Source organism: Methylobacter sp. BlB1 (genome assembly GCF_015476545.1).
Classification (GTDB): Bacteria; Pseudomonadota; Gammaproteobacteria; order Methylococcales; family Methylomonadaceae; genus Methylobacter.
This window is the reverse complement of the sequence record NZ_JADMKV010000006.1, coordinates 17,471-41,068: the sequence shown is the minus strand read 5'-3', so window position 1 is coordinate 41,068 and position 23,598 is coordinate 17,471. Positions and strand designations below refer to the sequence as shown.

Sequence of the window (23,598 nt, the reverse complement as noted above, 5' to 3'; positions counted from 1 at the left end):
TTGAAACGCGGGAATAGCTCAGTGGTAGAGCACAACCTTGCCAAGGTTGGGGTCGCGAGTTCGAATCTCGTTTCCCGCTCCAATGTTTTATAAAAAGCCGCGAATATATGCGGCTTTTTTATTTCATCAACTTCTTGTTTTATTGTTCCATACAGAATAAAACTTCTGCCGCATATCCTGCTTCTTTATCATTTGAAGCCCAATCATAACAATTCAATTGCAAGCCATTAAATCAAGAGCGATTTGGCAAAAGCTTCATGCTAAGCGCTAGTTCATGTTGAACGCGTTGTACGGCGAAAATTGTTCAAATTCAAAAAATGTATTGCATAATCTTCATCCGCTTTATTGTGCAGCTTACATCGATATAAACCGTACGATGCCGATGGTTCAAGGTTTCCGTCAAGTTTCGCTGAGTTGGAATCTATGCGAGACCAGTCCTCAGAGTAACTTCAACCAATTGCCGCTGATCAGTAGCTGTCATACCGCGTCAGTAACTTTGCCAAGTAGAAGTTACTTATCCTGAAAATTATTCTAAATTGATCTGATATTCAACGGTTGATTGAAAACAATTTTGTCTTAATAAAGAAGTGTTAAAATCATTATAGTTAGGACTTATAACTTTTAACAAAGCAAAGGAAGAGAAAAAAGATATGATTCCCGTTATCTTATCCGGCGGTTCCGGTACAAGACTTTGGCCATTATCTCGAGGGCAGTTTCCTAAACAATTTCTGCCGTTGATTTCTAATCATACTATGTTGCAGGAAACAGTGCTTAGACTCAACGGCGTCGAAGGAATGAAAGCCCCGATCGCTATTTGTAATGAAGATCATCGCTTCATGATGGCTGAGCAATTATGGGAAATTGGCATCAAGCCCTCCGCAATAATTTTGGAGCCTATGGGCAAAAATACCGCGCCGGCTGTTGCTATTGCGGCCTTGACAGCGGAATCTGAAGATGATGTTTTATTAGTGCTGCCTGCGGACCATGTCATATCGGACTTGGAAGTCTTTCATCATGCTATTGCACAAGCAAAGGTCCTGGCAGAGCAGGGGAAATTGGTTACGTTCGGTATCGTACCTACGGAGCCCGAAACCGGATACGGCTATATCAAACGGAATGCGCTACAACAGGGAGGCGCTTTCAATGTTGCGGCTTTTGTTGAAAAACCGGATTTAGACACGGCAAAATATTATTTAGAAAGCGGAGATTATTTCTGGAACAGCGGAATGTTTGCCTTCAAAGCGGGTAGCTTTCTACAAGAGCTCAATAAATTCAACCCTGATATGTTATTGGCTTGCAGGCGTGCACTTGAAGCCGCTAAAGTGGATCTGGATTTTATCCGCTTGGATAAAACGCTCTTTTCCGCGTGTCCTTCGGATTCCATTGATTATGCGGTGATGGAAAAAACCGATAAAGCTGTAGTGATTCCGCTGGACGCAGGATGGAATGATGTGGGGTCGTGGTCGGCATTATGGGATGTGGCCGATAAAGATCAGTTTGGCAATGCCATCAGTGGTGATGTACTGGCGGTTGACAGCGAAAATTCCTTTGTACATGCTGAAAATAAATTGGTGGCTATTATCGGAGTACGCGACCTGGTTATTGTAGAAACTGCTGATGCATTGATGGTTGCGCCAAAAGACAGAGTGCAGGAAGTAAAAGATGTAGTCGCACAGCTAAAACAACATAAGCGCAGCGAAGCGGAATTGCATCGTAAAGTTTATAGGCCCTGGGGCCATTACGACTCCGTGGATAGCGGTGAGCGCTATCAAACGAAACGTATTGTAGTCAAGCCTGGAGCCAGACTATCTTTACAGAAGCATCATCATCGCGCCGAACACTGGGTTGTGGTAAAAGGCACGGCTTTAGTAACCAAGGATGATGAAACAATCTTACTCTCCGAAAATCAGTCCACCTATATTCCTTTGGGGACGGTACATTGCCTTGAAAACCCTGGCATCATTCCGCTGGAAATGGTTGAAGTTCAATCGGGCAGTTATCTGGGTGAGGACGATATTGTACGCTTTGAAGATTCCTATGGGCGTAATTAATATTCTATATTACAACGCCATGTTGTTGCGTGGTTGTAGGGTTCAATAAATTTGCAATGCCACAACTGAAATTATCGATTTGTTATACTAAATTGAAGGAAAAAATTGATGAATAAAAAGATTACTAAAGCGGTTTTCCCTGTTGCAGGGTTAGGTACGCGTTTTTTACCGGCAACCAAGGCCAGCCCGAAAGAGATGCTGCCGATCGTTGATAAACCGCTGATTCAATATGCTGTAGAAGAAGCTGTCGCAGCTGGCATTGATACCATGATTTTTGTTACTGGCCGTAACAAAAGAGCTATACCGGATCATTTCGATAAAGCTTACGAGCTTGAAAAAGAGCTTGAAGCAAAAGGTAAATTTGAAACGCTGAATATGATTCGAGACATTTTACCGTCACATGTTTCATGCGTTTTTATTCGTCAATCTGAAGCGCTGGGCCTAGGTCATGCCGTATATTGTGCCAGAGCTGTGGTCGGCAATGAGCCTTTTGCCGTTATATTGGCGGATGACCTGATTGAAGATGCGGGCAGAGGCTGCATGGCGCAGATGGTGCGCCTCTATGAACAAAAACATACTTCTATTCTCGGCGTCGAGAGAGTGGATCCCTCCGAGACCGGCAGTTACGGTATTGTGAAAACCCGGGAATCATCAGGTGCATCAGCCCCTGTTGAACTTATCGTTGAAAAGCCTAAACCCGAGGAAGCGCCATCAAATTTGGCGGTTGTAGGTCGTTATATTTTGACTCCAGCCATTTTTGACAAAATTAAAAAAACAGGCAGAGGCGCAGGAGGTGAAATTCAGTTAACCGATGCGATTGCCGACTTATTGGCCGACGAGCAAGTATTGGCCTATGAATTTGAAGGAAAACGCTACGATTGCGGTTCTAAACTGGGATTTTTAATCGCTACAGTAGAACATGGTTTGCTGCACAAAGAGCTAAAAGATGACTTCTTGGCTTACCTGAGAAATTTGACTAAAACGCATAAAATTTAAATCAATTTCTCTTAGTTATAGATAGCAGTAGAGTCTTGGATAATTTATTATCCATTCCTTAGTATAAAGCAAAAAAGGCCACATTAACGGTGGCCTTTTTAGTGACAATTTTTGCATAAATCATAAGTCTTACACACCGTAATATGATGTTATAGCGAGCTCGGAAATTTTAATCCAAGAGAATTATTTTAATTACTAGAGATGTGTTATAAAAAAGCAAAGAAAGCCATGTATAAAGTGTATTTTATTCCTTGATTTAGAACTGCTTGAGCTTGGCAGGATTTTTTAATGTCTAGCCTTTACTTTATAAAACCAGCTTATTCAATAAGCGCAGAGTAACAAGATCATCTGAGCCACGCTTTCGTAAGGTCTTCCTGATAAGCTCCTACTAACGAACTTATTACGTAATATGTATAAAAAATTCTTTGGACTCAAAAAAAAACCATTCGCTCTTCTACCTGATCCAGGATTCCTGTATTTGAGCTCTAAGCATAAAAAAGCGTTGACTACGCTCCATTACGGGTTAGTGAGCCAGGCTGGTATCACCGTGATTACCGGCGAGATAGGTTCAGGCAAAACAACATTGATCAGATGCATGTTAGGCAAAATTAAGGATCAATGTGCTGTAGGGCTGATCACTAACACACACAGCAGCTTTGGCGATCTGCTTACATGGGTATTGGCCTCATTTAATATCCAGCATGATGCTAAGAATAAATCCGATCGCTATCAAATCTTTGTTAAATTTATAGCCGAGCAAAATCAAAAAAAACGGCGCGTCGTCCTGATTGTTGATGAAGCTCAAAATATGGACATTGAAACCCTAGAAGAACTAAGGCTGCTGTCTAACATCAATTTAAGCAATAACGTGATGTTGCAACTCGTACTGGTAGGGCAGCCGGAGCTGATCGATAAACTCAATTTGCCTGAACTTGCTCAATTCGCACAGCGCGTTTCCATCGAATACCATTTAAAGCCCCTTAATTATGACGAAACAAAAAATTACATAGCGCATCGTATTGAGGCTGCCGGTGGAAGCGCGTCGGTGTTTAATGAATCAGCTTGTGCAGCTGTATTTTATTATACGGAAGGCGTGCCTCGGCTAATTAACAATATTTGTGATTTAGCAATGGTTTTTGCTTTTGCTACCGATACGCATGAAATTGGCTGGAAAACCATTCTGGAAGTAGTGAATGAGAGAAAAACAAGCGGCATTCATCAATTCACAGAAACAGTCTCGCCTGATTTGGGTTTGAGCGAGCGCATAGCCGAAGCGGAAAAATTTCATAGAGCGGTTTTGGAAAAAACGGGTTTTGACATCTCGACATGCTTATAACGATGTGATCTAAGCATTTTTAAGAATGTAAAATTTGCAAAAATTGTTAATCAATCAAATAGCAGTCCACCCTGATAGATAAACTGATTAAAAAGGTCCCAGCAATAATATATGAAATGTTAAAATAATTATTTTTAATAAGTGTAATTTTTTAGGAAGAATATGAGCAAAATCACCATCGAACACAATCCCAGCGAAGAACGATTAAAACAGTTGGGAGTTTCTAATTGGGAAATCTGGGAAAAAGAAATTTCAAAATTCCCAATAAATTTTGATGAGACTGAATGTGCCTATATCTTGGAAGGCGAAATTTTAGTAACTCCCGCAGAAGGGGAACCCGTACGGATTCTACCTGGTGATCTGGTGTCGTTCCACGCCGGATTGGATAGCCAATGGGAAGTCGTCAAGCCATTGCGCAAGCATTATAGCTACGACTATCCTAATGGCATTTAGCCGGCAAATGAAGCTTTTCGAAGCCCATTTCATTTGCAGGCAAAGCCGTTTGGAATAAAACTGACGGGCTGAATTAGCCTGATAGATACTGCTAATAAATCAGTATCTATCAGGTTAATTCTTAACTAATACATGTAATTCATAGAATTGGAAATTTTTTAATCTATGAATACCTAAATAACAGACCGGCTTCGCCTTCACCTTCGCATACTTATAAGCTTCAAGGTCATATTAAGGACAGAATGCTTATGTGTGCCACCGCACAGACCATCTGGGTTTCTTTGACTATATTTTAACCTTAAACGTAAGGCGAAATGCACAATTGTTCGCCGCTAAGCTGAGTTTCCTGTGGTATAGGAAATTTGTTCTTTCACAAACAATGAGGAGAATAGAAATGGCTTGGGACCAAATAGAAGGTAATTGGAAACAATTGAAAGGTAAAGTAAAAGAAGCCTGGGGCGATTTGACCGATGACGAAATCGATCAAATTGCAGGCAAACGTGACGTGTTGCTGGGCAAAATCCAGGAACGCTATGGTATTCAAAAAGACGAAGCCGAACGAAGGCTTCGGGATTTTGAAGATAGAATCCATTAATCAATAGATTCTTGGAAAGAAAGGGGATGGTTTTCTGATGTATTACACATTTTGATTGCAATGCCAAAACATGGACGGCATTACATCAAAGCATCCCCTTTACTAAAGACATCATGATTGAATCTTTGGCTGAAACCCAGCCATGAATGGATAAGTTTGAGCATATAGCTTCAGGAGCATGAGCAGGCCAATAGATATAACCCCTATTGGAACTCTAATCTTCTGATGTGAAAGATAAATGTAATTCTGACTTGGCCAGCTCGTATCGCCGTGTATGGAATTACCCTCTAAATGTTAAATATCGGACTGGCGCTGACTATTTTGAGCCATGAAATGAAATAGCCGATATTTGTCGGCGATAGAGTTTGAGTTCTAGAGCCAACACTGACTTAAGCAGTAACTTAAAGGCCAGGAATGGCTGCAATTTCTTTAAAGTGTAACTTCAGCCCGACGTATGCCGGCCGCAGGGTTGCAAATCACGTCGGTAAAATCGGATTGATGCCGGTCATTTTTAAGATTCTGATCTTTATGAACAGAACTTAGTCATGAATAGGAACTTGGGAATTAGGAGTAACCTTGACCAATTGGCAATCATAAGTTGCAAATAGCCAAGACTTTTAACAACCACTTTATTAAGGAATATCCCATGAAGATAAAAAACGATCAACCAGTGATTTTTTCAAATAACCTGTTTGTAACACTCTTATTAGCCGCAGTAATCGGCCTGACCGGCTGTAAACAGGAAGGGCCGGCCGAAGAGGCAGGTAAAAAAGTCGATGAGGCTACTGAAAGAACGCAGGAGAGACTCGAAGAGGGCACTGAGCAGAGACAGGAAAGCATGGAAAAGCGGGATGAGGCGATGGGACAAAAATCCGGATCTGTCGAAGAATATCTGGACGATTCCGCTATAACCGCCAAAATTAAAGGGGAAATGGTAGCCGATCCCTTATTGAGTGCAACTAAGATTGATGTAGTGACCGATAAAGGCGTCGTCAAGCTGAGCGGTGTTCTTAACTCCCAGCAAAGCGCAGACAGAGCTTTAGAGATAGCCCGCGGCGTTAAGGGAGTGAAATCGGTAGAGAGCAATCTGGTCGTTAGTCCTGTAGCGAAATAAGATGAGTTACGTGCGTTACTACTTAGTAATGGCCATCATTTTTTTTCTGTATCTTCCCGGCGTCAAAGCGGCGCCGGTAGAAGATGCTTATATCGCCGGATATGCTGCCAGTATACTTCAGCGCGAGTTCAAGCTCGCTAATCCGGAATTGAACGTAAGAAACGGCGTTATTAAGATTCGCACCGATGACTTAATGGGAACAGATCGTGCCAAGGTCATGGACGCATTGTCGAGCATTCCGGGAGTTGCCGGCGTTGAGACGGTGGCAAGTGAAAAACAGTTGGCATCAGTCCCGTCACCATGGGTTCGTGAGACTGCTCAACCGAGCGGGCAATTGGCACTGCAGACCGGATTTTTGCCGGAAGGGCATCTGTTCAAGCGTTTACTGGCCGATCCGCGTTGGCCTCATTTTTCAGCTGCTTATCATTATACCAGTGCCACTGGCGATTTTGAGAATGCCAACAATATAGCGACAGTCAGTTTTGGCGAAACCATACCGTTTTACCGTGGAAACCTAGGTTTCGGGCGACGATTTGCGGGACAGTGGGAGGCGGGGCTTCAGGGCGGCGTTTTTAGCGATTTCAATCTCGACGCTCCTTCATCGGATTTAATCAATACCGATTTTTTCGGGGCAGTGTATTCGAGCGTGCGCATAGGTGACTTCTCGGCCTTTGGCCGGATTTTCCATCAGAGTTCCCATATCGGTGACGAGTTTCTGCTGCGTACCCAATTGCAACGTGTGAATCTGAGTTTCGAAGGGGTGGATCTGAAACTCTCTTATGAGTTTCCTTACGGGATTCGATTGTATGGCGGCGGCGGCGGCCTGTTCAATACGGACCCTGCATCGCTCAAACCCTGGTCGTTACAATACGGGATTGAGTATAGAAGCCCATGGCGCCTGGAATTTGGAGCCATGCGGCCAATCGCAGCGGTGGATCTCAAAAACTACGAAGAGAATGACTGGCAAACTGACGTGTCGGCGCGCGCTGGCGTTCAATTCGAAAACCTGGACGTGATGGGGCGGCATTTTCAGATTCTTCTGGAATATTTTAACGGCCACTCCCCAAGCGGCCAATTCTATGTCAATAAAATGGAATATGTAGGTCTCGGCGCTCATTTCCATTTTTGACGGGCAAGCGTTTGAAATGAAGTGCTCGAGGCAAGGTATTTTTATCCTGAAGCCTTTTCGGTCAAGGATAGTAAATTTACAGCAATATTTTTAACCATCTTTGGCTGGCCTTCGCGGCAGCCATTTTGCTCGCTTGAGTTAAAAAACGTCATCCATTGATGGCTTTTTAGAGGAGAAGTAGAAATGCTTGAAACTATAGCGGTCGTCCTGATTATTCTTTGGTTGCTTGGCTTGGTTTCCTCATACACGCTGGGCGGTTTTATTCATCTTCTTTTGGTTCTCGCGCTGATAGTGATCGTGATACGCGTTATTCAAGGTCGAAGACCGATTTAAGCCCTTCAATATTTTTTGCATTGGGCGCGTAAGTTTTAATGAGCTGGAGAAAACAACAGGATTAATGAGTCTAAAATTTGATTAAAACGATCAATAAACTTGCCAAGAACACTTGAGAAAAGAAATTTAGAATCAACTTTGCTATTTCTCGGCTGATGACAAGATTTATCAGATTTGTTCCGTATGGATTAATCAGTGGTTTTTATTAAATGTTCGCTTTTATGTCTTTAAAATTAATCCGGAATTTTTCTATTTGAGCATTGAATGAAAAGTCCGGGCCATTAATTTAGGCTTGAGTTCAGGAAAAGCTCTATTAAACAGTTCATACTTCCTTACAGCCCATTGCACAGGAATCAGTCAGTTTTCTTGCCTGGCCGATAGATAGATAATGCCGGTATCGGGATAGTACGAGTCAGTTCTAAAGGAGCGGAATTACAGACCAATCAGTGTCGAACTCGAGCAAGGAGAATAGCATAGTGTTCAAAGAGTTTGGGTTTTCTACACTTGAGCGGCACAACCATCAGGATGGCAGGGATACTGAGCTATTGCGCTCGGAACTGTTCAGCGTCGAGCAATTGAAGCGGTATGCGGTCGCGCTGGCCGGCCGGCATCGAATCAATCCTAGGCCCGGACCGGACCGTTTGCTGCCTCGGTTGGCCGATAATGAACAGGTTCTGCTGGCAGCCTATGATGTGGTCACAGCGGCAGTCAATGAGGAGCAGCATATTTCCTCGGCTGAGGCTTGGCTGCTCGATAATTTTTATTTAATCGAGCAGCAGATTCATCTGGCGCGCCGTCATCTCCCTCGCACATATAGTCGGGAACTGCCACAACTGGCCACCGGTCAGTCAGCTGGTTTTCCTCGTATTTATGAGCTGGCTCTGGAACTGATTTCACATCAGGACGGCAGGGTCGACAGCGAAAACGCGACCCATTTCATCGCCGCCTACCAGACTGTCGAGCCATTGAAGCTGGGTGAATTATGGGCATTTCCGATCATGCTGCGTCTGGCTTTACTGGAGAATCTTCGACGGGTTGGATCGCGCATAGCGCGCGGGCGCGAAGAGTACAATACAGCAGTCATGTGGGCTGATCGCATGCTGGACATGGCCGAAAAGGACCCAAAACAGCTCGCGCAATTACTCGCCGAGTTTGCGGCTGCTGATGTGCCATTAACGGCGGCGATTGTGGAAGAATTCAATGCAAGGCTCCAGATTCAGGGCACGTCGCTGGCCTTCGTGCAGACCTGGATCGATAACCAGTTGCTCGAACAGGGCGTCAATTCGACGCAGTTAATCCAGGACGCCAGCCACACGGCGGCAGCCAACCAGATCTCCATCGCCAACAGTATTGGCAGTTTGCGGTTTATCAGTTCTATGGATTGGCGGGATTTTGTCGAAGCGCATAGCGCCGTGGAGCAAATCCTGCGAAAAGATCCGGCTGGTGTGTACGGCAGGCAGAATTTCGCCACGCGTGACCTGTATCGGCACATCATTGAAAAAATAGCGAAGGGCAGCGTGCACAGTGAATCAGACGTGGCCCGCGAAGCGGTTGCGTTCGCGCAGGCCGCTGCCGAGCGCTTGACGACCGCCGACCGTTCCGCGCATGTTGGTTTTTATCTGATCGATAAGGGGCGGTATCCTCTGGAGCGCAAGGTCGACTATCACATGAGCTGGATGGTTCGCGCCGTCCGTGTCTTCCGGCGTTTTAGACTGAGTATTTATATCGGCTCCATTCTGTTGCTTACCGCCGTAACGGCGTCGATTGTACTGATGTCGCTGGATGGTATAGATCCAGGTAACTGGCAATTCTGGTTCTTTGCCATCTGCAGCATGATCGGCGGCATGGCGCTGGCTGTGCCGCTGGTCAATCAATTCGCGATGATGATCGTTCCGCCTCGCATGCCGCCTCGGCTGGATTTTTCAAGGGGCATTCCGGCCGAACATCGTACGATGGTGGTGGTTCCGACTTTGCTGAGCAAGCCGCAGGATGTGGATGAGCTTGTTGAAGCTATGGAGATCCGCTATCTCGGCAATCGGGATCCCAATCTGTTCTTTGCGTTATTGACCGATTTCAGCGACGCGCCCGAACAGACGCAGCCAGGCGATGAAGAACTGCTCACGCTGGCGCGCACAGCCGTTGAGGCGCTCAATGCAACATACCGGAACGATAGACCGTGTATTTTTTATTTATTTCATCGGCCGCGGGTATGGAATCCGCATGAACGCGTCTGGATGGGTTACGAGCGCAAGCGAGGCAAACTGGAACAGTTCAATGCCGTGCTGAGAGGCGATGGCGAAGCCGCCTTTTCGGAACTGGTCGGCGATCCGTCCATTCTCCCTTCGATCAAATATGTCATTACCCTGGACACTGATACGCAACTGCCGCGGGACGCGGCGCATAGGCTCGTCGGCAATATTGCCCATCCTCTTAACCGGCCGATTTACGACCATGCGAAGCGGCGCATAACGGACGGCTACGCCATCCTGCAACCCCGTGCGTCGATCAGCCTGTTCAGTGCGAGCCAGTCAAGGTTTACTCGCCTGTTCGCAGGTGAAGCCGGCATTGATCCTTATACCCGTGAAGTATCGGATGTCTATCAGGATATTTTTGGCGAAGGCTCGTTTATCGGTAAAGGCATTTATGACGTCGATGCCTTTCGCCTGACCCTGGAAGGACGCTTTCCTGAAAACCTCATTCTCAGCCATGATCTGCTGGAAAGCGGGCATGCGCGATCCGGTCTGGTGAGCGATGTCGATCTGATAGAAGAACATCCGGCCAGTTACGCGATGGAAGCCAGCAGGAGGCACCGCTGGATACGCGGCGATTGGCAGTTGGTCAGTTGGCTGCTGCCGAAGGTGCCGGGACCGGACGGCGAGCGGCAGCCGAACCCGCTTGCGCCTTTGTCGATCTGGAAAATTTTCGATAATCTAAGGCGCAGCCTGGTGCCGCCGGCTCTGCTTGCCCTGCTGGTGGGTGGGTGGCTGTTCGGTCCCATGCCAGCATGGTCATGGACATTGCTGGTGATTATTATCCTGTTTTTTCAACCACTGCTGGAGGCCGGGATTGAACTGATCCGCAAGCCGGAAGATCGTGAGTGGCTGGAGCATTTCATTCTGGTCAATAAATCCGCTACGCGCTCGGTATTGCTCGCGGTGCTGGCTCTGGTGCTTTTGCCTTATGACACACTGATTTGCCTGGATGCCATTCTGTCTTCGGCAGGACGCATGCTGTTTACCCGGCGGGGATTGCTGCTCTGGCACACGAACTCCTATGTGCGCCGCAATACCCGCAGAACGCTGGGTGACTTTTTCCTGGAAATGTGGATAGCGCCGGTTATGGCGTCAGGATTAGCCGTAGCGCTGGCATTCGCATGGGGCGACAGCCGATGGACGGAATGGCTGCTTACGGCGCCAGTGCTGTTGATTTGGCTGGTATCACCAGCCATAGGCTGGTGGATCAGTAAACCATTGGCGCCGCCAGCCGCTGATTTAACGGCTGACGAGCGGATTTTTCTGCGCTCGCTGGCCCGGCGGACCTGGCGGTATTTCGCGGAATTTGTCGCGCCGCTCGATAACTGGCTGCCGCCCGACAATTTCCAGGAATATCCGGATCCGGTTATTGCTTCGCGTACATCGCCTACAAACATGGGCATGGCGTTGGCGGCCAATCTGGCTGCCTATGATTTCGGCTATATTTCAGCCGGTGAGCTGTTGTACCGCACTGAGAAAACTGTGGCGACCATGGAAAAATTGGAACGCTACCAGCACGGCAAAGGCTGCAATTACAAATACGGCCATTTTTACAACTGGTACGACACGCGCACGCTGCAACCGCTGCACCCGCAGTATGTGTCGTCAGTCGACAGCGGCAATCTGGTCGGCAGTTTATTGACATTGCAAACGGGAATGGCCGAGCTGAAATCCCAGCCGGTATTGTCCGCCAATGCCATTCAAGGACTGGACGATACGTTTCAAGTGCTGCTGGCTGAATACGATCGTCTGCCGCCAACACAGGCGCTGACCAGTCCCATTCAAACGCTGCAGCATTTATTGGCTGCGCGCAAGCCGGATAGCGAAATTCAGACCTTGGTCGAGGTCGATGCTCAGCTGGAAAAAATACAGCACGCCGCAGCAGAACTGTTTGCCGCGTTGTCGGCCGATGCCGAAAGCGAACTCCACTATTGGGCGCAAACGCTGGACCATCAGGTCAGCTCGTTGCGGGAGGACGTTAATACCTTAGTACCCGATCTGCGGCGTTTCAGCGCAATCCCGACTCTGCAGGAATTGGCTGAAACAGGCGAGACAGATGCTGAGCCTGCAACAGGCATACAGCATAAACTGGCGAAAGAGCGTATCAGGTTCATTGATGAACTGATCGAGCGCTGCCGCAAGCTGGCCGATATGGACTTCAAATTTCTCTATGACACCAAGGCGGATCTGCTGGCCATCGGCTACGATGTCGGCGAGCGGCGCCGCGATCCGGCCTGTTACGATCTGCTGGCATCGGAAGCGCGCCTGGTCAGTTTTCTGCTGATCGCGCAGGGACAACTGCCGCAGCAGCACTGGTTCACGCTCGGCCGTTTGCTGACCAGCCAGGGTAGCGACGTCAGCCTGATTTCATGGAGCGGCTCGATGTTCGAATATCTGATGCCCCAGCTGATCATGCCCAGTTACCAGAACACGCTGCTGGAGCAGACCTGCCGGGCCGCCGTATCGCGGCAGATAGAATACGGCCGGCAGCGCAACGTGCCATGGGGCATTTCCGAGTCGTGCTACAACCTGACCGATATGCATCAGACCTATCAGTACCGCGCGTTCGGCGTGCCCGGATTGGGCTTCAAGCGCGGCCTGGGCGACGATCTGGTCATCGCGCCCTACGCTACGGCGCTGGCGTTGACCGTTACACCCCAATCGGCCTGCCGTAATCTGCAAACACTGGTGGCCAACGGTTTTCTCGGCCGCTACGGGCTTTATGAGGCCATCGACTATACGCCGGCGCGGGTCATGCGCGGCAAGAACTGCGCGATCGTGCGCAATTTCATGGCGCATCATCAAGGCATGAGCCTTCTGGCGTTCGAGCATGTGCTGCTGGACCGGCCGATGCAGCGCCGGTTTATGTCGGATCCGCTGGTTCGGGCGACCGATTTGCTGCTTCAGGAGCGCGTACCGAAGAAAGGCTATACCTTGCATCCGCATGCGGCTGAAGTCAGCGCTGCCGCGCGTCCGCCCGTCGCCGAGGAAGGCGAGATCCTGCGCGTATTCATCGATCCCAATACGCCCATACCCGAAGTCCATCTGTTATCGAACGGCCGCTACCATGTCATGGCGACTCAGGCCGGAGGCGGCTACAGCCGCTGGCACGATCTGGCCGTTACGCGCTGGCGTGAAGACACCACGGCCGACAACTGGGGGGCATTCATTTATCTGCGCGATCTCGATACGCGCGAATACTGGTCCAGCGCCTATCACCCAACCCTGCGCAAAGCTGACCATTATGAATCGATTTTCGTGCAGTCGCGCGCCGAATACCGCCGCCGGGATCGGAACATTGAAGCGCATACCGAAATCAGCGTTTCACCCGAGGACGATGTCGAGATCCGCCGTGTGACGCTGACTAATTTGTCTCTCCAGATGCGCCGTATCGAAGTCACCAGCTATGCCGAGGTCGTGCTGGCGCCGCTGAATGCCGATCTGGCGCATCGCGTCTTCAGCAACCTGTTCGTGCAAACCGAAATCCTGCCCGAACGGCAAGCGATACTTTGCTCGCGCCGCCGCCGCACGCCGGAGGAGCACACTCCTTGGATGTTCCATCTGATCACGGTCACGGGCACTGCTGCCGACGAGCCGTCATACGAGACCGACCGCACCCAATTCATCGGCCGGGGGCGAACGGCCGCCAACCCGGCCGTATTTGATGATAGTGACCGGCCATTGGCATTATCCAATACCGAAGGTCCCGTACTCGATCCTATCATCGCGATTCGCCAGGCTCTGCTTATAGAGCCTGATAGCTCGGCGGTCGTGAAAATCATTACCGGCGCGGCCGATACGCGCGAAGCGGTTCTTGAGTTGATTGACAAGTATCGCGACCGGCATTTTATCGAGCGGGCTTTTGAAATGGCCTGGTTTCACAGCCAGGAGGTACTGCGTCATCTTAACGCCAGCGAATCCGATGCCCAGATTTTCGGCCGGCTGGCGACGTCAGTGATCTACAGCAATGCCTTGCGCCGCGCGCCGCCCAGTGTTATTGCGCGCAATCAGCTGGGTCAGCCGGGGCTCTGGCCGTTTGCCGTTTCCGGCGACTGGCCCATCGTGCTGGTACGCATAGGCGATGTCAGCCGCATCGATCTGGTCAGACAGATGCTGCAAGCGCATGCCTACTGGCGCGTGAAAGGCCTGGCTACGGATCTGGTGATTCTGAACGAGGATTTCTCGGGCTATCGCGCCGTGCTGCATGACCAGATCATGGGGTTGATCAATATTATCAGTAATGAAGCCCAGATGCTTGACAAGCCCGGCGGAGTTTTCGTGCGTCGCGCCGAAGACCTGACTGAAGAGGATAGGGTCCTGTTTCAGACCGTTGCCCGCGTCGTACTGACCGATACCGCCGGGACATTGGCCGAACAGGTGGAACAGCGCGTCGCGGCGGAGCGTGTCGCGGAACGCAGAAAACGCTGGCGTCAGGGTTCGATACAACGCCGCATACTGACCGAGCATTTTCCGGAAGCGCTGGTGCCTATACGGCAACCGGCAGCCGAGGTCATCAATCCTTTGCCGGCGCGCGAACGCATTTTTTTCAACGGGCTGGGCGGGTTCACGCCGGACGGGCGCGAATATGTCATTACCCTGGAGCCGGGGCAGAATACGCCGGCGCCGTGGGCCAACGTCATCGCAAGCCCTTATATCGGCACCGTCGTCAGCGAGAGCGGCGGCGCCTATACTTGGGTGGGGAATGCCCACGAGTTCCGCCTGACGCCGTTTCACAACGATCCGCTCAGCGACATCAGCGGTGAAGCCTTCTACGTTCGCGATGAAGAAACCGGCGAGTTCTGGTCGCCGACGCCGCTGCCGGCGCGCGGCCGGTCCGGTTATGTTTGCCGGCATGGTTTCGGTTACAGCACATTCGAGCACTTCGAAGCGGGCATTTATTCTGAGTTGACGACTTATGTGGCGATGGATGAGCCGGTGAAATTTGTCGTCGTCAAGCTGCGCAATGACTCCGGCCGCCCCCGTCACTTGTCGCTGACAGGTTATTGGGAACTGGTCATGGGCGAATGGCGGCACGCCAACCAGATGCATATTGTCACTGAAACGGATCATCACAGCGGGGCGCTGTTGGCGCGCAATGCCTATGGCCGCGAAAGCGCGCATCGGGTCGTATTTGTGCAGATCAGCGAGCTCGTGCACACGGTGACCGGCAACCGCGCGGAATTCATCGGTCGCAACGGATCGCTGGCCAGACCGGCGGCGTTGTACCGCACGCATTTGTCGGGCAAAATCGGGGCGGGCCTGGATCCCTGCGCCGCCATGCAGACCCCTATCGAGCTGGAGAACGGACAGGAGCGTGAGATCGTGTTCGTGATCGGCGCCAGCCACGATACCGAAGGCGCCCAGCGTCTGACCCGGCGGTTCGGCGAGCCAATCAGCGCTCGGCAGGCGCTGGAGGCCGTCTGGGCTCACTGGAACCGGACACTGGGCGCGGTCTATGTTGAAACGCCCGACCGCGCGTTCGATGTGATGGCCAACGGCTGGCTGATCTATCAGACCCTGTCCTGTCGGGTCTGGGGGCGCAGCGGTTATTACCAGTCGGGCGGCGCTTACGGTTTCCGTGATCAGTTACAGGATACGATGGCGCTGATCCATGCGACGCCGCGGTTGGCGCGCGAGCAGCTGCTCCGCTGCGCCGGTCGCCAGTTCATCCAGGGCGACGTGCAGCACTGGTGGCATCCGCCGGGCGGGCAGGGTGTGCGCACACACTTTTCCGATGATTATTTATGGTTGCCCTATGCGACGTGCCGCTATGTCACCGCGACCGGCGATACCGGCGTGCTCGACGAGTTCGTGCACTTTCTGGAAGGCAGGGAGCTGGGGCCGGAAGAAGAGGCTTATTACGACCAGCCGCTGCAATCGTCCGAAGGCGCCAGTCTTTATGAGCATTGTGTGCGCGCCATCAAGTATGGCTTGCGCTTCGGTGATCATGATCTGCCGCTGATCGGCTGCGGCGACTGGAATGACGGCATGAATCTGATCGGACGCGAAGGCAAGGGCGAAAGCGTCTGGCTGGCCTGGTTCCTGTATGACAATCTCAGGCTTTTTGCCGATCTGGCTCGAAGCCGGAGCGACGAGGGCTTTGCCGAAATTTGCCGGGAACGGGCAGGGCAGCTGCTCCTCAACATTGAAGCCAATGCCTGGGATGGCGCCTGGTACCGCCGGGCCTATTTTGACGATGGCACGCCGCTGGGCTCGGCCAGCAATGACGAATGCCAGATCGACTCAATCAGCCAGAGCTGGGCTATTATTTCGGGCGGCGGCAATCCGGAGCGCGCCCGCCAGGCCATGGAAGCGGTTGATGAACGGCTGGTAAGGCGGGAGGTGCAGATCGTCCAGCTGCTGACGCCGCCTTTTGACAAGTCCGATCTCGAGCCTGGCTATATCAAGGGTTATGTACCTGGCGTACGCGAGAACGGCGGGCAATACACGCACGCTGCCATCTGGACCGCAATGGCCTTCGCCATGATGGGCGACAAGAAGCGGGCCTGGGAACTGTTTACCATGCTCAATCCCATTAATCGCACAGGTCAGGCGCAACAGAGAGAACTCTACAAGGTCGAGCCGTACGTCATAGCGGCCGATATTTACGGCGCACCGCCGCATACCGGCCGCGGCGGCTGGACCTGGTACACCGGCGCCGCCGGATGGCTGTATCGGCTATCGGTGGAAACCCTGCTGGGTCTGCAGCTGAAAGTTGACAAGCTGCACATCACTCCGTACATGCCCGACCATTGGCCGTCTTACAAGATTCACTACCGATACCGCGACACGCTATATCGCATCACCGTCAAACGCATAGGCGAAAAGCCGGAGCAGGTGATTCGTGTTCTGATCGACGGCGCTGAGTCTGAAGAGCCGGGCGCCATATCGCTGATCGACGATCGGCAGCCGCATGATGTCGATGTGGAGTTGGGTCGGCGTTAGACCTCAACAGCGGCCGGATTCCGGCGAGTTTGATCATTCCTTCGAATGAGGCTTTTTATGGCCGGCGGTTATGGATTGGCCGGGTTTATCTTCGTGCTCTGCAAGATTTCAGCTGATTAGTTTGGCCGTATCTTCCCCGAATAGTACGTAATATAATATTCAGTTGATTTTTTTAACCGGTAAAACTATGAAGAAAATAAAAGTTCTCTTTGTCTGCATGGGCAATATCTGTCGTTCGCCGACTGCTGAAGGCGTTTTTGCAAAACTGCTGAAGGAGCGTGATCTGGAACGGCATTTTCTGATCGATTCCGCCGGCACGCATGCTTATCATGTCGGCGAAGCGCCTGATTTGCGCGCGCAAAAGGCGGCCCGCGGTCGCGGCGTGGAATTGGCTCATTTACGGGGCAGGAAAGTCGTGATGGGCGATTTCGAGGATTTCGATTTTCTGCTGGCTATGGATGACGATAATTATTCGATATTGCTCAACGCCTGTCCCGAACAGTATAAAGATAAAATCAGATATTTTCTGGAATACGCGCCGCATCTGGGAACGCGCGAAGTGCCGGATCCCTATTATGGCGGGGACTATGGTTTTGAGCGGGTGCTGGATATGGTGGAAGACGCGTCGGAAGGCTTTCTGAAGAGTCTTCGGGAAGCGGGACATCTGTAGCCACATCAACACATAATAACAACTCATTGAATAGGACGACAGTACGATGGCAATCATATCGAATACCGTAGGTTACATGGATGGCGATGTACAGCTGGAAGCATTTTTCGCTTTTGACGATTCTGTGTCAGGCCGTCGCCCGGCGGTTTTAATTAATCACACTTGGGTCGGCCGGGATGAATTTGTTGCCGAGAAAGCGCGCAAGCTCGCAGGATTGGGTTATGTCGGCTTTGCCGTTGATATGTATGGCAAGGGGATTTTAGGCTCCGGGCCTGAGGAAAACGCCAGGCTGATGCAGCCTCTCATGGACGATCGGGCCATGTTGCAAAAACGCATGCAGGCGGCGCTGTATGCCGTCAAACTGCTGCCCTGGGTTGATGATGCTAAGATAGCCGCGATCGGCTTTTGCTTCGGCGGCTTGTGCGTGCTGGATCTGGCCAGAACCGGCGCCGACATAAACGGCGTGGTCAGCTTTCATGGTCTGCTGAGCGCGCCGGGCAATACCCAGGGCAATGCCATCAAAGCAAAGGTGCTTGCACTGCACGGCCATGACGATCCATTGGCTCCGCCCGAGCAGGTGCTGGCGTTTGAACAGGAAATGACCGTGGCCGGCGCGGACTGGCAACTGCATGCCTATGGTCATACCATGCATGCGTTCACCAATCCGGTCGCCAACAATCCTGATTACGGCATGGTTTATCAACCTGTTGCCGACCGGCGCTCCTGGCAGGCGATGCAAAATTTTTTGGCGGAGTTGTTCCTTTAACTAATAGCCGCAACACTTCGACTCTACAGCGATAATTTGTTATAATCGACCGGTTATTAATCTCATGTAACCGGTGCTGGCTAAAAGGAATTTTGAACGCGGCGCGGTTGCTTTATGAAGGAAAATCATGCCCGCGCCGTGCGCGGCATTTACGTATATATACGGATCAATGTCAGACTTCGCTAAAGAAATTATCCCGGTCAATCTCGAAGACGAGATGAAACAGTCGTACCTTGATTACGCGATGAGCGTGATTATAGGTCGAGCCCTTCCAGATGCCAGAGACGGCCTTAAGCCGGTTCACCGTCGTGTTTTATATGCGATGAGCGAACTGGGCAACGATTGGAACAAGCCTTATAAAAAATCAGCGCGTGTGGTCGGGGACGTCATCGGTAAATATCATCCGCACGGCGATACGGCCGTATATGACACCATCGTCCGCATGGCGCAGCCTTTTTCCTTACGCTATATGTTAATCGACGGGCAGGGCAACTTCGGCTCTGTCGATGGCGATTCACCCGCCGCGATGCGGTATACCGAAGTACGCATGTCGAAAATTGCCCATGACCTGCTGGCCGACCTCGATAAGGAAACCGTCGATTTTGCGCCCAACTATGACGAATCCGAATCCGAGCCTACTGTACTGCCGACCCGTATTCCGACATTGCTGGTCAACGGTTCATCCGGTATCGCCGTTGGTATGGCGACGAATATCCCGCCGCATAATCTGTCCGAAGTGATCACTGCCTGTCTGGCCTTGATCGACCAGCCTGAAACCACGATTCACGAATTGATGCAGTATATTCCGGGGCCTGATTTCCCTACCGCGGGCATCATCAACGGCGCTTCCGGCATTTACAGCGCCTATACGACCGGACGCGGCAAAATTTATCTGCGCGCGCGGTGCCATTTCGAAGACATAGGCGACAGTAGCCGGCAGGCGATTATCGCAACTGAATTGCCCTATCAGGTCAACAAGGCGCGTTTGCTGGAGAAAATCGCCGAGCTGGTCAAGGAAGGCAAGCTCGAAGGCATCTCCGGCCTGCGCGATGAGTCCGACAAGGACGGCATGCGCATGGTGATCGAGCTGCGCCGCGGCGAAGTGCCGGAAGTCATCTTGAACAATCTCTACAAACAGACGCAGTTCCAGACTGTTTTCGGCATCAACATGGTGGCGCTGCTGGACGGCCGCCCGCACTGCCTGAATCTGAAAGAGGTGCTCAATGCTTTCATTGATCACCGCCGCGAAATCGTCACGCGAAGAACGATTTACAATCTGCGCAAAGCACGCGAGCGGGCGCATATTTTAGAAGGTCTGGCTGTCGCTTTGGCCAATATCGATGAGATGATCGATCTGATCAAGGCTGCCAGCAATCCGACTGTCGCCAAAGAAGGGCTGTTGGCCAGAACCTGGAATGCAGGATTGGTTTCATCATTGCTCGAGCGGGCCGATGCCGACCGTTCACGGCCTGAGGATCTGCTTCCCGAATTTGGCCTGGTCAATGGCGCTTACCGGCTTTCCGAAGCACAGGCTCAAGCTATTCTCGACTTGCGCCTGCATCGCTTGACGGGGCTTGAGCAGGACAAGATCGTCAATGAATACAAACAGCTGCTGGAACAGATTGACGAATACTTGGCGATCCTCGGCAACGATGCGCGGTTGATGGAAGTCATCAGGGAAGAACTGGTCGCCATCAAGGAGCAATATGCGGACGAGCGGCGCACTGAAATCATTCAAACGCAGCTGGATCTGTCCGATGAAGATCTGATTACCGAGGAAGACATGGTCGTGACCATGTCGCACGAAGGCTATGTCAAGGCCCAGCCGCTGAGCGATTACAAGGCCCAGCGGCGCGGCGGTCGCGGTAAATCGGCAACGGCAACCAAGGAAACCGATTTTATAGATAAGCTGATCGTTGCCAATACGCACGACACGATTTTGTGTTTCTCCTCGTCAGGCAAGGTTTACTGGCTTAAAGTCTACCAGTTGCCGGTAGCCAGTCGCGCCTCGCGCGGCAAGCCGTTTGTGAATTTATTGCCGCTGGAACAGGGCGAGAAAATCAATGCGATGTTGCCGATCCGGGAATTTTCCGACAATAAATTCATCTTTATGGCAACGGCCAGCGGCACAGTCAAAAAGACGCCGTTAATGGAGTTCGAGCGCCAGCGCACCAGCGGCAAGATTGCGATTGAATTGAAGGAAAACGATGCGCTGGTCGGCGTGGATGTGACCGACGGTCAGCAAAACGTGCTGTTGTTCAGCAGTGACGGCAAAGCGGTCTGCTTCAACGAAACCGATGTGCGCTCTATGGGCAGAACGGCGTCCGGTGTGCGCGGCATCCGGCTGCAGGAAGGGCAGAAAGTCATTTCCCTGATTATCGGAACCGAAGGCACGGTGCTGAACATTACCGAGAACGGTTTCGGCAAGCGGACCCGGCTTGAGGAGTTCACCTGCCACAGACGCGGCGGCCAAGGCCTGATCGCCATTCAAACGTCGAAACGCAACGGTGCGGTGATCGGGGCTGTATTGGTCAACGATCATGATGAAATTATGCTGATTACCGATGCCGGCACACTGGTGCGTACACCCGTTGACGGCATTTCGGTCGTCGGCAGAAACACCCAAGGTGTCACAGTCATTCGTCTGGATAAAAAAGAGAAAGTCGTCGGAGTCGATCGCATTGAAGGCGGACTGGCTGGCGAAGAAGACGAAGATGTGATGGAATCGGAAACGGGAGCACTTGATGAAGTTGAATCCGGAGAAGAATCCTAATGTCCAGAGTATATAATTTCAGTGCAGGTCCATCGACGCTTCCTGAGCAGGTATTGCATCAGGCTCAGGCAGAATTAATGGAATGGCGCGACAGCGGCATGTCCGTGATGGAAATGAGCCATCGCGGCAAGTTTTTTTCCATCATCGCGGAAGAGCTGGAAAGCGATCTTAGAGCCCTGCTGGCGATTCCCGACAATTACAAGGTTCTGTTTATGCAGGGCGGCGCAACGGCCCAGTTTTCGTTCATTCCACAGAATATCCTGCGCGGCAAGACCAAGGCCTGTTATGTCAATACCGGCGCCTGGTCGGAAAAAGCCATACAGGATGCGAAAAACTATTGCGAAGTCGTCGTCAGCGCGAGTTCGGAGGCGTCAAACTTTACGACTATTCCCGATCCTGTTGGCTGGGTTCTGGACGAGCAGGCGGCTTATCTGCACTATACGTCCAATGAAACCATTCACGGCGTGGAATTTTCCGGCATCCCGGAAAGCCACGGCTTGCCGCTGGTTTCGGATATGTCCTCCAATATTCTGTCGCGCAAATTCGATCTGAGCCGATACGGTTTGATTTATGCCGGGGCTCAGAAAAACATGGGGCCTTCCGGCGTCACGGTCGTGATCGTCAGGGACGAGCTGATAGGCAATGTCGACAAACGAGTGCCGCCGGTCTTCAGTTATGCCGAACAGGCGAAAAATCATTCCATGCTGAATACGCCGGCGACTTATAACTGGTATCTGGTCGGGCTGGTGCTGAAATGGCTGATAAAGCAGGGCGGCGTTGAGGCTATCGAGCAGCGCAATATTGCCAAAGCCGAACTGCTGTATCAGGCTATCGACCAATCTTCCTTGTACCGGAATCCGGTGGAGCCTTCCTGTCGATCAAGAATGAATGTGCCGTTCATTCTGGCTGACCAGAATCTGGATAAGGCGTTTCTTGCCGAAGCCGAGGCGAATGGGCTGTTTGAATTGAAGGGACATCGTTCAGTCGGCGGCATGCGCGCCAGTATCTATAATGCCATGCCCGAGGAAGGCGTGCGGGCGCTGTGCGATTTTATGGCAGAATTTGAGAGAACCCATTAAACGAGAGCCGCCCTGATGACTTCAGTCACCCCACTTTCCGAATTAAGAGACAAAATCGATGCGATCGACAAGCAGATTCTGCAATTGATCAATCAACGCGCGTGCTGTGCGATGGAAGTCGCCAAAACCAAAATTGCTCAAGGCGAGAACGGCACTTTTTACCGACCTGATCGCGAATCCTTGGTTTTACGGCGCATCAAGGAATTAAATGAAGGGCCCTTGTCCGATGACACCGCCGTGCGCTTCTTCAGGGAATTGATGTCGGCATGTCTGGCGCTGGAAAAGCCGCTGGATGTGGCTTTTTTAGGGCCTGAAGGCACGTTTACCCAGCAGGCGGCTTTCAAGCATTTTGGGCATGCCGTTAAAACCGTGCCTTCCGCCACTATTAATGAGATTTTTAGTTCGGTCGAGAGCGGCAATTGCCAGTTCGGCGTCGTGCCGGTCGAGAATTCTACCGAAGGCGTTATCAGTCATACGCTGGACCGGTTTCTGTCGTCACCGTTGAAAATCTGCGGCGAGGTTGAAATCAGGGTGCATCATAACCTGATGGGGAATGTGGAGAGCCTGGCCGATATTACCGAGGTCTTTTCCCATCAGCAATCGCTGGCCCAATGCCGGCAGTGGCTGGACAGGCATTTGCCGCATGCTCAGCGGATTGCCGTCAACAGCAATGCCGAGGCGGCAAGGCTGGTGTCGACCAAGATACAGGCGGCCGCCATTGCCGGTCAGGTGGCTGCCGAGTTGTATGGACTCAATATTCTGGAAAAGAACATTGAAGATGAATCCAACAATACAACGCGCTTTATTATCATAGGCCAGCAAACGTCGGCTTCCACGGGCAACGACAAAACCTCGCTGGTAGTCTCTACAGGCAATCAGCCCGGCGCTTTGCATAAAATTCTCGAGCCTTTCGCAAGATTCGGCATCGGCATGATGCATATCGAGTCCCGGCCTTCAAGGCAGGGCTTGTGGGATTATGTCTTTTTTATTGATATTGAAGGCCATTGCGAGGATAAGTGTGTGGCGCAAGCCCTGGAGTTGCTGAAAGGCAATGTGCATATGCTCAATATTCTGGGCTCTTATCCTAAAGCCGTTCTTTAATTTTT

At 51.2% G+C, this 23,598-nt stretch carries 14 protein-coding genes and 1 tRNA gene; all 15 read left to right on the top strand.

The features are described from left to right. Nucleotides 1-7: 7 nt before the first annotated feature. The 15 genes from IT781_RS04070 to pheA all read left to right on the top strand — a co-directional run bounded on the left by IT781_RS04070 (nt 8) and on the right by pheA (nt 23,593). Nucleotides 8-82, top strand: a tRNA-Gly gene (locus IT781_RS04070). A 568-nt stretch (nt 83-650) separates the two neighbouring features. Further along, nucleotides 651-2,051: a mannose-1-phosphate guanylyltransferase/mannose-6-phosphate isomerase gene (locus IT781_RS04065; RefSeq protein WP_194968862.1), complete on the top strand. Its 1,401-nt coding sequence runs from the start codon at nt 651-653 to the stop codon at nt 2,049-2,051. Nucleotides 2,052-2,159: 108 nt separating this feature from the next. Continuing rightward, a complete protein-coding gene (gene galU, locus IT781_RS04060; protein WP_194968861.1) occupies nt 2,160-3,047 on the top strand; it encodes a UTP--glucose-1-phosphate uridylyltransferase GalU in 888 nt (295 codons plus the stop codon). Between the two features lie 409 nt (nt 3,048-3,456). After that, nucleotides 3,457-4,383 (top strand): ExeA family protein, encoded by a 927-nt coding sequence (locus tag IT781_RS04055; RefSeq protein WP_194968860.1) that lies wholly within the window; start codon nt 3,457-3,459, stop codon nt 4,381-4,383. Between the two features lie 162 nt (nt 4,384-4,545). Further along, nucleotides 4,546-4,836 carry a cupin domain-containing protein gene (locus tag IT781_RS04050; RefSeq protein WP_194968859.1) on the top strand — a complete coding sequence of 97 codons (291 nt, stop codon included), beginning with the start codon at nt 4,546-4,548 and terminating at the stop codon, nt 4,834-4,836. Between the two features lie 394 nt (nt 4,837-5,230). Further along, nucleotides 5,231-5,431 carry a CsbD family protein gene (locus tag IT781_RS04045; protein WP_194968858.1) on the top strand — a complete coding sequence of 67 codons (201 nt, stop codon included), beginning with the start codon at nt 5,231-5,233 and terminating at the stop codon, nt 5,429-5,431. 646 nt (nt 5,432-6,077) lie between these two features. Then, nucleotides 6,078-6,545, top strand: a complete 468-nt coding sequence (locus tag IT781_RS04040) for a BON domain-containing protein (protein ID WP_194968857.1) — start codon at nt 6,078-6,080, stop codon at nt 6,543-6,545. Nucleotides 6,546-6,555: 10 nt separating this feature from the next. Further along, nucleotides 6,556-7,674, top strand: coding sequence for a DUF1207 domain-containing protein (locus tag IT781_RS04035; RefSeq protein WP_370526921.1), 1,119 nt, complete (start codon nt 6,556-6,558; stop codon nt 7,672-7,674). A gap of 183 nt (nt 7,675-7,857) precedes the next feature. Next, nucleotides 7,858-8,007 (top strand): lmo0937 family membrane protein, encoded by a 150-nt coding sequence (locus tag IT781_RS04030; protein WP_194968855.1) that lies wholly within the window; start codon nt 7,858-7,860, stop codon nt 8,005-8,007. A 476-nt stretch (nt 8,008-8,483) separates the two neighbouring features. Continuing rightward, a complete protein-coding gene (locus IT781_RS22800) occupies nt 8,484-17,204 on the top strand; it encodes a GH36-type glycosyl hydrolase domain-containing protein (RefSeq protein WP_370526920.1) in 8,721 nt (2,906 codons plus the stop codon). 187 nt (nt 17,205-17,391) lie between these two features. Then, nucleotides 17,392-17,874: a low molecular weight protein-tyrosine-phosphatase gene (locus tag IT781_RS04020; RefSeq protein WP_194968853.1), complete on the top strand. Its 483-nt coding sequence runs from the start codon at nt 17,392-17,394 to the stop codon at nt 17,872-17,874. Between the two features lie 46 nt (nt 17,875-17,920). Beyond that, complete coding sequence (locus IT781_RS04015) at nt 17,921-18,640, top strand: dienelactone hydrolase family protein (protein ID WP_194968852.1); 720 nt, start codon at nt 17,921-17,923, stop codon at nt 18,638-18,640. A 169-nt stretch (nt 18,641-18,809) separates the two neighbouring features. After that, nucleotides 18,810-21,413 carry a DNA gyrase subunit A gene (gyrA, locus tag IT781_RS04010; RefSeq protein ID WP_194968851.1) on the top strand — a complete coding sequence of 868 codons (2,604 nt, stop codon included), beginning with the start codon at nt 18,810-18,812 and terminating at the stop codon, nt 21,411-21,413. After that, on the top strand, nt 21,413-22,492 hold the full coding sequence (gene serC, locus IT781_RS04005; RefSeq protein ID WP_194968850.1) for a 3-phosphoserine/phosphohydroxythreonine transaminase: 1,080 nt from the start codon (nt 21,413-21,415) through the stop codon (nt 22,490-22,492). The genes gyrA and serC overlap by 1 nt, the downstream gene beginning before the upstream one ends. Nucleotides 22,493-22,507: 15 nt before the next feature. Then, nucleotides 22,508-23,593: a prephenate dehydratase gene (gene pheA / locus IT781_RS04000; RefSeq protein WP_194968849.1), complete on the top strand. Its 1,086-nt coding sequence runs from the start codon at nt 22,508-22,510 to the stop codon at nt 23,591-23,593. Nucleotides 23,594-23,598 lie beyond the last annotated feature (5 nt).

Bases quoted from the DNA above. Each gene is read 5' to 3' on its own strand.
- IT781_RS04065 (WP_194968862.1), top strand. From the start codon at position 651: ATGATTCCCGTTATCTTATCCGGCGGTTCCGGTACAAGACTTTGGCCA.
- galU (WP_194968861.1), top strand. From the start codon at position 2,160: ATGAATAAAAAGATTACTAAAGCGGTTTTCCCTGTTGCAGGGTTAGGT.
- IT781_RS04055 (WP_194968860.1), top strand. From the start codon at position 3,457: ATGTATAAAAAATTCTTTGGACTCAAAAAAAAACCATTCGCTCTTCTA.
- IT781_RS04050 (WP_194968859.1), top strand. From the start codon at position 4,546: ATGAGCAAAATCACCATCGAACACAATCCCAGCGAAGAACGATTAAAA.
- IT781_RS04045 (WP_194968858.1), top strand. From the start codon at position 5,231: ATGGCTTGGGACCAAATAGAAGGTAATTGGAAACAATTGAAAGGTAAA.
- IT781_RS04040 (WP_194968857.1), top strand. From the start codon at position 6,078: ATGAAGATAAAAAACGATCAACCAGTGATTTTTTCAAATAACCTGTTT.
- IT781_RS04030 (WP_194968855.1), top strand. From the start codon at position 7,858: ATGCTTGAAACTATAGCGGTCGTCCTGATTATTCTTTGGTTGCTTGGC.
- IT781_RS04020 (WP_194968853.1), top strand. From the start codon at position 17,392: ATGAAGAAAATAAAAGTTCTCTTTGTCTGCATGGGCAATATCTGTCGT.
- IT781_RS04015 (WP_194968852.1), top strand. From the start codon at position 17,921: ATGGCAATCATATCGAATACCGTAGGTTACATGGATGGCGATGTACAG.
- gyrA (WP_194968851.1), top strand. From the start codon at position 18,810: ATGTCAGACTTCGCTAAAGAAATTATCCCGGTCAATCTCGAAGACGAG.
- serC (WP_194968850.1), top strand. From the start codon at position 21,413: ATGTCCAGAGTATATAATTTCAGTGCAGGTCCATCGACGCTTCCTGAG.
- pheA (WP_194968849.1), top strand. From the start codon at position 22,508: ATGACTTCAGTCACCCCACTTTCCGAATTAAGAGACAAAATCGATGCG.